Raw genomic sequence first — 10285 nt, 5'->3', positions numbered from 1 at the left:
ATGATACTGTAAAGAATAAACATAACCTCTACCATACGAAAGACTATTTTCCTTAATATTAAATATATTATTATCCATATTTATAGTATACCATATGTATTGCCAAGATACGAATGTATGTTCGATTCTTATTTATATTTTTTGTACGCCTAACTCATCACTAAAGTAACGAGAATGCGGCGTGCATTTTTTCAAATATCCGATGCCCTGTCTGCGGAAGGATATAATCTGTTATTTCTGTGATTCTGTCATGCTATGACCTCCGTTCCGAGGGTGCATATCGTGTTGTCTGCCCTCTACAGGTGAAAGGACAAAAGGTCACGCTTTAAGAACTGAAAGGCAAAAAAATAATGCCCACCAAGGATTTGACTCCTCGATGGGCATTGCTTCTATACCAGTTATTCAGCCTGTTAAGTTTTTTGTCACGATGTGACCATCTTCATAAAATGCACTTACGCTTTTTTGTAATTCGCCACTACACCCAGCAGTTTTTTCTCATCAATCGGCTTGGAAATATGCCCGTTCATGCCTGCTTCCTCCGTTTTCTTTCTGTCCTCCGTGAAGGCATTTGCTGTAACAGCAATGATGGGAATGTTCTGTGCATCCTTTCTGGCCAGACTGCGAATCGTTCTGGTGGCCTCTATACCATCCATAACTGGCATCATGATATCCATAAGGATTACATCATAGTAGCTCTCTCTTGCGCTGCTGAAGATTTCCACTGCCTGCTTTCCGTCTGCTGCAGTCTCGACTTCTGCCCCGGCCTCTTCTAAAACGCACTGTGTAATTTCACGGTTCAGATCATTATCTTCCACCACAAGCAAGTGCATCCCCTGAAGATCTCCGCTCTTATCATCTTTTTCTTCCTGCCATTTCGGTGGAACACCAATTTCAAACGGCAACGTAACAGTAAAGGTTGTCCCCTTCCCCAGAACACTATCCACCTGAATGGTGCCTTGCATTGCATCTACAAGTTCATGGACAATTGCCATTCCAAGACCTGTTCCCTTATACTTTGTGCGTGCTGTTTTATGTTCCTGCGTAAAAGGTTTATACAGGTCATTCTCGATAAAGTCCCGACTCATTCCGATACCATCGTCCTGCACCTTTATCTCTAAAACAGTACTATTTTCGCTGTTTCCATCTATTTCCGAAACGATTGTCTGTACATGTCCGTTCTCTTTAGAATATTTGATTGCATTGCTGAGGAGATTGAGCAGTATTCTGCGAAAATGCATCACACTTCCGATGAGGAGCGATGCTGAACCTGGTCATCCCGGATGATTAAATCTATGTTTCCTTCCTGCAACTTACCTATCACAATTGCCTGCACATTTTCTAACTCCTCGTCCAGAGAAAAAGCAACATGCTCCAATTCAATTTCTCTGCTTTCCAATTTGCTCATATCCAGAACATCACTGAGCATGGACTGAAGATGACCGGATGCAATATCTATATTATCCAAACATTCCTTAATACGCTGTGGATTCGTAATATTCTTTCGAATGATCCCTGACATTCCCACGATTCCATTTAACGGTGTTCGAACATCATGAGACATATGGGAAAGAAATTCAGACTTTGCACGATTGGCACGCTCTGCCTTTACGTTAGAATCTTCCAGATTCTTCTGGTAAACCAGGAGTTCTTTAATATGCCGCTCCTGACTGCTTGCATACATCCGAAATACTGCGGAGATAATCAAAAGCAGAATAACTGACATGACTGAAATAATATAGAACGCCTGATTATTCTCCAAGACATAATCGAGAGTGTGATTTCGTGTGAAATCTATAATCCATTTCGTTTTCAGCTTGTACAGTGTTCCATCCTCAGCCATGGCCTGCAGGGCTGTATTCAGCTTGGCCTGCAGTTCCGGATTGGTATCCTTTACGGCGATTGACGGAAAGCTCTTCATAATGGATGCGCCCCTTACCAAATCCAGATTGCTGTTTTCAATGATTTTTTCTCCGACTGCACTATGGCAGATGGCAAAATCAACCTCTCCGTTTTCCACAGCCTGAAGGATTTCCGTGTTTGTATTGTACTCCACATATTCACATTGCAAATCAAAAAGTCCTATGATTACGGAGCGTGCCATAATGGAAACCCGTTTACCAGAAAGCGCAGCAGCACTTAGTGCCTTTTGTTTGCCAAACATACACAATTCATCTGATGCCATTGGAATCGTATGCAGCGTCCCTTTCATGTTGGAGAATATTTCCAGCCCAAGAAGGACATCTGCCTCTCCGCTTTCCAATTTCGCTCTACAGCCAAGCCAATTGTCTGTCAGAAACACTGGTTTCATTTCCAGTTGATTCGCAAGCTCTGTCATAATTTCAATATATAGCCCGGACAATTCGCCCTTGCTGTTGATATATGCGTTTGGGCAAAAATCATAGTCCGTAGCGATTCGCAACTCTGGGACATCTTTACCTGTATACTTGGCCGTTACTTCTACTTTCGGTTCTGGTGAAAAAACACCCATTTGAACAATTGTAAAGCCCACAATAATGGCAGTTACAATTGCGGTAATCACAAGCAACAGCCGATAGATCACCTTTGCTACATTATCTTTCATATGTGTTTTTAATATCTCCTTTGTATGAGATTCCTGATACCTATAAAATCACAAATATAGTATATCTTTCGTAGAAGTCACAGTCAATCTTTAACTTCTCAAAATTGCTTTTTCTTGCCGTTTCTCTTGCAGATGTCGGTTCAGAGCTTGACAAGAGAATCGTAGACGGCTCTGTTCATCGCATACGACTCTAACATATCACTGGCACACTCGATGGTGACGGCACGCTGGTCATTGGCATTGGATGAAGAACACCAGCTGCGGTTCTTTTCCTCCACGCAGAGAGAAATTCGGCCGTCTTTGCCAATGCCATAATTGCAGCTTGCCTGTCTGGACGGACTGGTAAAGCATCCGCAGATGCTCTCAGCTGATAACTGACCGACCACGCAGTGTAGCGTGATGCGGTCGATACTGTGCGTACGCTGCCCGGAGTGGTTCGGACTGAGCTTGGTGTAGGACACCAGAGAACTGTTTGTATATCCCATTTTACTTATCCTCGCTTTCTGCTCTGTCATGGAGCTGCTCTAATACGATTTTGATTTTCTCCGGCACAGGCAGGCCAAGATGAGCTGCGTTCTCCAGAAGGCTCACTCCCTCATTGGAGATGTAGAAGAAAATCACTGCAGTTCTCAGCACACTGCCTGTCCCGATCACCTGCACATCCAGCACATTGGCAATGCCCACGAGCAGGAAAATCAGCACCTTGCGGCAGATTCCCTTAAAGCCGACCTCGCTGGAGAGGTTCTTGTCCGCAACGGCATTCTATACCGTCCAGTGAATGGACGAGCCTCGTTCCGTGTTCTATGCTATCTTCGAATACGGAGGGTTTTATAATGAACGCATTAGAAAATGTATATAATATTGGTTACCTCGATGGCAGAAACCATGTGTTGGCACTTATCGTACTTTGGAGCAAAAAGAAAAAGCCCGAAACGATTCTTCATACGCTCTCTAATAAAATGTGATTTTCATGGTCTTATCTGCGGTCTTGATGACCGGAGATCCAAGGTTGTTGATAGTAGCAAGATGCGGTGTAAACAGGTAGAGCTCGCGATACAAAGTGTATTCCGAATATCGGTACATCCACTCTCGGGCAGCATAGGTCTTATATCTGCTCATCTGATTTCGTCCCCATGCCACAGAACTTGTATCAGGTGTATCTCTGACATAGAGTTTGGGTTCGCCGTCCAGGAAATACCAACCATTAATCACGATGTCATCATCTACGATATAGGTCCAAATGCTTGACGAAAGCAGGAGCTTCCCGCTTGGCAATAAAATCCCGCGCATGCCGCATCCAGCACCTCGCGTAATTCTTCCGTACTGCCAACACGTGCACCCTCAAAGCGACCGTTATTGCCATTGATCTCGTTCAGCCACTTCACGCCAAGACCGCCCGCTTCCTCCCGGCGGTGCAAATTCGGCGTGTGATCATCAATGAGAATATCCGCCGTGCTGAGTTTCCGATGCAGCATGGCCTCGATGAATTATCCGCAACTCTATCACAGATGCCTTACACAAAATATGTGGGTTTGAAACGGATTATGAATTTATTACAAAGCGAAAAATGAAGGAGATTCAGAAACTGAGCAAACAGCCACCTGTAAAATCATAAAAAATTTTTCCAAACCATATCTGGTAGGAAAAAAGACTATATAGTAAAACGAAAAGGCACCGCTGAGAAAGCTATATAAAATGAGGCTTCCAGCGGTGTTTTTCAAATTTGGACTGTCAAAGACGAGACTGTATTCTATCATAGCAGAGAATGTCCAGGAGGGCAACCACAGCTAAAAAAGGTATTATTTTTTGCACATCATTTCCGCTAACATTGACAGCAGCTGTTCTACCTGGATCGGCTTTGCCATATGACCGTTCATTCCGGCTGCCATGGCATCTTTCTTATCTTCCTCAAATGCATTTGCCGTCATTGCAATGATCGGGATACATGCCTTCTCCCGATCCGGCAGCTGCCGGATTGCCCGTGCTGCCTCATAGCCATCCATTTCAGGCATCTGGATATCCATGAGGATCATATCATAGGTGCCCGCCGGCATTTTTGTTATCATGTTGACACACTGAATGCCATTCACCACGCGCTCTGTTTTCATACCGGCACGCTTAAGGACTGCCTCTGCAATCTCCGCATTCAGATCATTATCCTCTGCTATAAGGACATTCCTGCCTTCCAGGATTTCCGTGCCTGTTTCAGGATCTTCGATCTGCCTGTTTTCATAATAGCTTTCATCTGCTATTTTGAGTTTCAGCGTAACGGTAAAGGTACTGCCCTTTCCGAGCTCGCTCTCTACCTGTATTGTTCCACCAAGCAGGTCCACATATCTCTTTACAATGGACATTCCAAGTCCGGTTCCAGCAATTTTACTCCTTGTAGTGTTTTTCTCACGGGTAAAGGCTTCGAAAATCCTTGTCAGATAATCCTGACTCATACCGATTCCCGTATCGCTTACCCTGGTCCTCACAATCATGTATCCAGGCTCATCGCATGGCAGTTCCTCCAGGCTTACCGTAACAGAGCCACCGGAAGGAGTATATTTCATGGCATTACTCAGGATATTGACAAATATCTCTTTTACCTTGGTAACATCCGTCAGTACATGCTCATGCTCTACACTCACCGAGTAACGAAAAGCAATCTTCTTTTTCCTTGCTTCGGCATCAAAAACTGTAAACACAGACTGACGGATATCTTCAATCCGGCTATAGCTCTCATCAATCTCCATTTTCCCGCTCTCGATCCTGGCCATATCAAGTACATTATTTATGATGGACAGAAGAAGCTTTCCGGACTGCTGCAGTTTTTCCAGATGTTCTTTTGTTTCCGGCAGGTCCTTTTCTTTCAGCTCATCCTCCATAAGCTGTGCATAGCCCAGAATGACATTCATAGGAGTTCGGATGTCATGCGACATATTGTTAAGAAAACGGGTCTTTGCGAGACTGGCCGCCTCTGCTTTTTTCAGGGCGGTTTCCAGCCTGTCATTCAGCTTTTGTGTATCATCTGCAGCAAGCTTTGCAGAAGCTTCTGCCTTCCTGGCCTTTCTTAAAAGTACAAGGACAACACCAATAATGCTGAATGTAAATATCCCTGAAGTGAGAAACACAACCGGCAGATTGTCTTTTATAAAATCAGAAAACGTCACCTTATCCGCCGTACTGTCATAGATTGCCAGTGCACTCATAATCATATCAGACGGCATGGTCTTCAGCGTTTTATTCAGTATCGTCAAAAGAGTTCCCTCTCCGTTTCTCACGGCAAAGCAGGCCTCCATTGTTTTTGTAAGCGGAATGCTCTTGAAATCCTGATGATTATCATATTTCAGTGCTTTACTGGTTCCCAGGAGAAAACAGTCTGCCTTTTCATTCATGAGCATATCTGCCGCATCCGGAAGCGAATCGTAACTGACCAGTCTCCATTGAGGATAGCTGAACATAATATGCTGTTTTAAGGCCTCATTTTTCCCTGGTACAGCGACTGTATACACTTCATTCTCATTAAAATGCTGTTCATCCGTTACCGCCATCAGGCTGTAGGTCCAGGCTGCATTTGTCAGCGTAAAGCCATGTTTCTCCGCAAAATCAGGATTTCTGCCGACATAATAAATCATGTCAATTTCGTGATCCTGTAAGGCCTGAAGCATTTCTTCATAATTCTCATATGCCTGTATATCAAATTTCAGTGTCTGATTCCCCAGACAGTCTACGGCATAAGAAATATATTCCGACAGCGTACCCGTAAGCCTGCCGGTCTCTTCATCCATGGAAAAAACCGACGGAGCATTGTCCATAAATCCGATCCGGATGCTGCCATGCTCCTCCAGCCATGCCTTTTCTTTGCCAGTAAGACTCTGGCTGTAATCAAGCGCAAAATACTTCTTATACAGATCTGCCCGGAAGAACGGACTGTCCTGCTCCAGCTGACGCATAGCCCAGTCCAGCTCCGCCTTGATATCGCTGCGCTCTTTGTTTATCACAAAATATATGCCTGATTTTCCCACCGTGGTAACGGATGAGATTCCCTGTTCAGACCAGAAGGATTCCTCCAGAGACACAAAGCAATCAATCTCATGATCCGCCAATTTCTTTTCGACATCGTCATTATTATATACATTTACGTGTTCTGTATGTATGCCATTCTTTTTTTCCCATTCTGTCAGCATGACTTCAGGCTCTGTACCTAAGAGCACGCCTACGCGCTTCCCGTCCATAGACCGAAAATCCGATGTCACGACATCTGTATCTGACAGATCGGCATAGAGGATATAATTTTCCTCTCCCATTGGTTCCTCCGAATACAGCATCTTTTGTTCCCGTTCATCGGTATAGGAAATATCTCCCATGATATCAATCTCACCGTTTTCAAGCTTATCAAAGCAGTTGGACCAGTCACATTTCACATACTCAAACTTCCATCCGGTATAGCCTGCCAGAGCCTGCATGAGTTCGTAGCCGAAGCCGCGTCTAACCCCGTACTCATCAACATAATCGAGGTATCCTCAAATGAACCGACATGAATGGTCTGCTGCCTGTCATCATACTGCGTCTCGGCAGCCCAGCAATGTACGGAACATAGTATCCACATTCCCTAAACCGCAAATATTCCTGCACATAGTACGGCTGTTTTTTTTCTACGTTTATACATTGTTGTTTTCTCCCTCAAACCGCCAGGTTCTTCATCGTTTTATATATTTTGTGATGACAGACAGCAACACACCCATATCGACTGGCTTTGCCACATGACCATCCATCCCGGCATCCAAAGCTGCCTGTATATCCTCTGCAAATGCATTTGCTGTCATTGCTATAATGGGAATCTTCTTTCCGTCCGGGCGATCCGGCATATTCCTTATGGCTTTTGTTGTTTCATATCCGTTCATTTCCGGCATCATGATATCCATCAAGATCAGCTCAAAGGTCCCCGGAGCTGTATTGCAAAACTGCGTGAGCGCAGATTTTCCATCGGCAGTCCTGGTTACGATCATCCCTTTTTCTTCCAATAGAGTTACGGCTATCTCTGCATTTAAATCATTGTCCTCTGCCAAAAGGACATGTAAACCACGTACAGCAATATCGTTCCTGAGCTTTTCTTCCTTTTCAGCCGGTACATGTTCTGCTATAAGCAATGGAATTTCGACAGTAAATGTCGAGCCAACGCCCTGTCTGCTGCTGACTTCAATTTTTCCACCCATAAGATCTACATACCGTTTGGCAATCGCCATCCCCAGTCCGGTTCCCTTATAGCTGGTTCTTGCTCCGTTATTTTCCTGACTGAACTCATCAAATATTCTGGTCTGGAACTCCTCGCTCATACCAATTCCGGTATCTGATATGCGAAAGCGCACAATGATATGCTGCTCATCTTTACCCGGACGGCTTTCTGCAGCAAATGAAATGGTACCTCCATCTTTTGTAAATTTGACTGCATTGCTGATAATGTTGAGCAATACCTCCCTGATCCTGAGTTCATCTGCCATCACATAAGGATTTTTAAGTTTTTCTATTGAAACCGTAAAAATAAGGTCGCGGTTTTCCGTATAGCCTCTTGCAATCGACAAAACCGTATTAACATATCCCCCAAATCCACCGGCACTGGTTTATATTCCAGTTTACCACTTTCAATGCGGCTGATATCCAGCACATCATTTATCAGGGTCATCAGATATTCGGAACTCTGCCTGATCTTTTTCAGATAATTTTCCACTTTCCTGTCCGGTTTCAGCTTCAAGGCAATATCGGTAAATCCGACGATCGCATTCATCGGTGTCCGGATGTCATGGGACATGTGATTCAGGAACGTTGTTTTCGCAATATTCGCCGCATTTGCATTCTGTGCTTCCTTCAATGCTTCCATCTGTTTTTTCCTGCTTACCAAAAGCGAATAAACCAGAAGAAGAAGTACAAAAATAATCGCAAAGGAGACTCCGGTCACTAAACCGGCATACTCTGCAAGGACATCCTGCAGGGTCATTTTCTTTTCTGAAACAGAATTCAGTGCAAGGACAACGCCATTTAGAATATCGGAGGACTGATCAATTGCTTTATTGATAATGGTAGCTGCTCTTCTGTTTCCTCTCGTCGTAAACATTCCTAATTCCTGCCGTTTTGCCATCTCTGCAAATGACAGACTTTTGGTCAATGAACTTTCATTCAGAAGATTGATTTTGGAAGACGGAATAACAGTTGCTCCCACTTTTCCGTTTGCTACTGCCTCCAGGCATTCTTCCTGTGTGTCATATTGTTTGATCTCGGCGTCCGGAAAAAGAAGGGACACCATCAATTCAGAATACAGTGAGGTCTCTGTTGCTGCGATTGCGGAGAGACTGCTGCTGTAGTCATTTCCTTTGTAAATAACTACCGGCGTGATATCAAAGATTTTATCGGTCAAAACTACCTGAAACTGTTCCTGCGTATAAAAATCCTGAATGATAGGACCGGCAATATCAATTTCACCAGCCTGCAATGCCTCATTCATCTGTATGCCCGTGGAACAGGGAACTGCCTGGATCGTGATTTCATATTTTTTCTGAACAGTCTCCAGAACGGTTCCGAGAATTCCTGTCAGTTTTCCGTCTTCTTCACCGCAAAAAGGAAGATTATCCTTTAGATACCCCACACGTATGGTATTTTCATGGGCAGCCAGCCATTGTTTTTCTTCCATATTTAGTGCATAATTTATGGCTGCTTTCCCTTCATAACGGGCATACAGCTTGCTGCTGTAGTCCGTTTTTGTATTGTTGATTTCTTCCAGGGCAGAATTTAATTCCTCTAACAGATCCGGTCTGGATTTTGATACACCGAAATAGCAGTCACTTACACCGATATTAGCAATTGCAATAAAATCACTGTCGACAGATAGTGCCGGGATCACGAATGCATCCAGTTCATCTGCATCCTGTTTTTTTATTATTTCATCATAGCCTTTGCAGACAACAATCTCTGCATGAAGCTGATTGCTGTCCAGCCATTTTTCCAGAAGTTTTTTCTGACAGCTTCCATCCGCAACGCCGATACGGCAGCCATTCAGCTGCTTTAAATCTCCATCCGTAAGGTTCAAATGATCCTCCCTGGTATAGATCCAATATCGTTCTGTTCCCTCCGCATAATCAGAAAAACTGATTGCTTCTGCCCTTTCCGGTGTATAACTGACACTTCCAAGTATATCTATTTCTCCATCTGCCAGCATATCCAGACACTCTTTGAACGAGCCATAGACATATTCATACTTCCAGCCGGTTATATAAGAAATCTTCTGGAGATATTCATAGCCTGCTCCCTGCTTGTGTTCCCCATAACCGCCTTCCTGAAAATTGGCATATGGAAAATAGCCAACTCTCACGGTTTTATTTTCTTTCTCCATTGCCTGAGCTGTTTTTCCATTGCTTTTCATTTCAGACGCATGAACAGAAGCCGGTACCAAAAGCAGCATGAGCAGTACCAAAATACTAATCCATAAGCTTTTTTTCTTATCTTTTTTTCTTATCCGTTTTTCTGTTTCTCTGTCCATTCTTCCCACTTATGCTCCGTCCCCTTTTTATTGTGTATCCCCTAAAGCTATATCCGTTATGAAATCCCGTCTGCTGCTGGTGACATACTCCCACCACTTAGCTAGCGCCTGAAGTGGGGGCTTCTCGTTCGATTGCCCGATAGGGCAAAGCATAAGCGAGCTATCCCCGTGTGTCCCACGGTTTTATT

Annotated in this window: 7 protein-coding genes and 3 pseudogenes; 1 reads left to right on the top strand and 9 read right to left on the bottom strand. The window is 44.0% G+C overall.

Features of this window, described 5'->3' with window-relative positions:
* Positions 1–452: 452 nt before the first annotated feature.
* The 4 genes and pseudogenes from DXA97_RS18895 to DXA97_RS18880 all read right to left on the bottom strand — a co-directional run.
* Complete coding sequence (locus tag DXA97_RS18895; RefSeq protein WP_118721410.1) at positions 453–1238, bottom strand: response regulator; 786 nt, start codon at positions 1236–1238, stop codon at positions 453–455.
* Positions 1238–2581: a transporter substrate-binding domain-containing protein gene (locus DXA97_RS18890; RefSeq protein WP_118721409.1), complete on the bottom strand. Its 1344-nt coding sequence runs from the start codon at positions 2579–2581 to the stop codon at positions 1238–1240. Before DXA97_RS18890 ends, DXA97_RS18895 begins: the two co-directional genes overlap by 1 nt.
* Positions 2582–2724: 143 nt before the next feature.
* Positions 2725–3066: pseudogene (locus DXA97_RS18885) on the bottom strand (N-acetylmuramoyl-L-alanine amidase); the annotation flags it as partial.
* A 1-nt stretch (position 3067) separates the two neighbouring features.
* A pseudogene (locus DXA97_RS18880) lies at positions 3068–3340 on the bottom strand (phage holin family protein); the annotation flags it as partial.
* Positions 3341–3414: 74 nt separating this feature from the next.
* Here DXA97_RS18880 and DXA97_RS21715 point away from each other — a divergent pair.
* The gene (locus DXA97_RS21715; RefSeq protein WP_279221205.1) at positions 3415–3546 is read left to right on the top strand and encodes a hypothetical protein; all 132 of its coding nucleotides are present in this window, start codon (positions 3415–3417) and stop codon (positions 3544–3546) included.
* Here DXA97_RS21715 and DXA97_RS18875 read toward each other — a convergent pair.
* The 5 genes and pseudogenes from DXA97_RS18875 to DXA97_RS18860 form a co-directional block, all read right to left on the bottom strand.
* Complete coding sequence (locus DXA97_RS18875) at positions 3533–3871, bottom strand: hypothetical protein (RefSeq protein WP_118721408.1); 339 nt, start codon at positions 3869–3871, stop codon at positions 3533–3535. The two genes, DXA97_RS21715 and DXA97_RS18875, sit on opposite strands and share 14 nt — an antisense overlap.
* Positions 3872–4380: 509 nt before the next feature.
* The gene (locus DXA97_RS22520; protein ID WP_347561707.1) at positions 4381–5319 is read right to left on the bottom strand and encodes an ATP-binding protein; all 939 of its coding nucleotides are present in this window, start codon (positions 5317–5319) and stop codon (positions 4381–4383) included.
* A 15-nt stretch (positions 5320–5334) separates the two neighbouring features.
* Positions 5335–7065: pseudogene (locus DXA97_RS22515) on the bottom strand (transporter substrate-binding domain-containing protein); the annotation flags it as partial.
* Positions 7066–7266: 201 nt separating this feature from the next.
* The gene (locus DXA97_RS18865; protein ID WP_147355608.1) at positions 7267–8148 is read right to left on the bottom strand and encodes an ATP-binding protein; all 882 of its coding nucleotides are present in this window, start codon (positions 8146–8148) and stop codon (positions 7267–7269) included.
* Positions 8091–10097 carry a transporter substrate-binding domain-containing protein gene (locus DXA97_RS18860; RefSeq protein WP_243107769.1) on the bottom strand — a complete coding sequence of 669 codons (2007 nt, stop codon included), beginning with the start codon at positions 10095–10097 and terminating at the stop codon, positions 8091–8093. The genes DXA97_RS18865 and DXA97_RS18860 overlap by 58 nt, the downstream gene beginning before the upstream one ends.
* Between the last annotated feature and the right edge of the window lie 188 nt (positions 10098–10285).

Source organism: Clostridium sp. OF09-36, from assembly GCF_003481985.1.
GTDB lineage: Bacteria > Bacillota > Clostridia > Lachnospirales > Lachnospiraceae > Brotaphodocola.
This window is presented reverse-complemented; position numbering and strand designations above follow the sequence as displayed.

Bases quoted from the DNA above. Each gene is read 5' to 3' on its own strand.
- DXA97_RS18895 (WP_118721410.1), bottom strand. From the start codon at position 1,238: ATGCATTTTCGCAGAATACTGCTCAATCTCCTCAGCAATGCAATCAAA.
- DXA97_RS18890 (WP_118721409.1), bottom strand. From the start codon at position 2,581: ATGAAAGATAATGTAGCAAAGGTGATCTATCGGCTGTTGCTTGTGATT.
- DXA97_RS21715 (WP_279221205.1), top strand. From the start codon at position 3,415: ATGAACGCATTAGAAAATGTATATAATATTGGTTACCTCGATGGCAGA.
- DXA97_RS18875 (WP_118721408.1), bottom strand. From the start codon at position 3,871: ATGCGCGGGATTTTATTGCCAAGCGGGAAGCTCCTGCTTTCGTCAAGC.
- DXA97_RS22520 (WP_347561707.1), bottom strand. From the start codon at position 5,319: ATGGAGATTGATGAGAGCTATAGCCGGATTGAAGATATCCGTCAGTCT.
- DXA97_RS18860 (WP_243107769.1), bottom strand. From the start codon at position 10,097: ATGGACAGAGAAACAGAAAAACGGATAAGAAAAAAAGATAAGAAAAAA.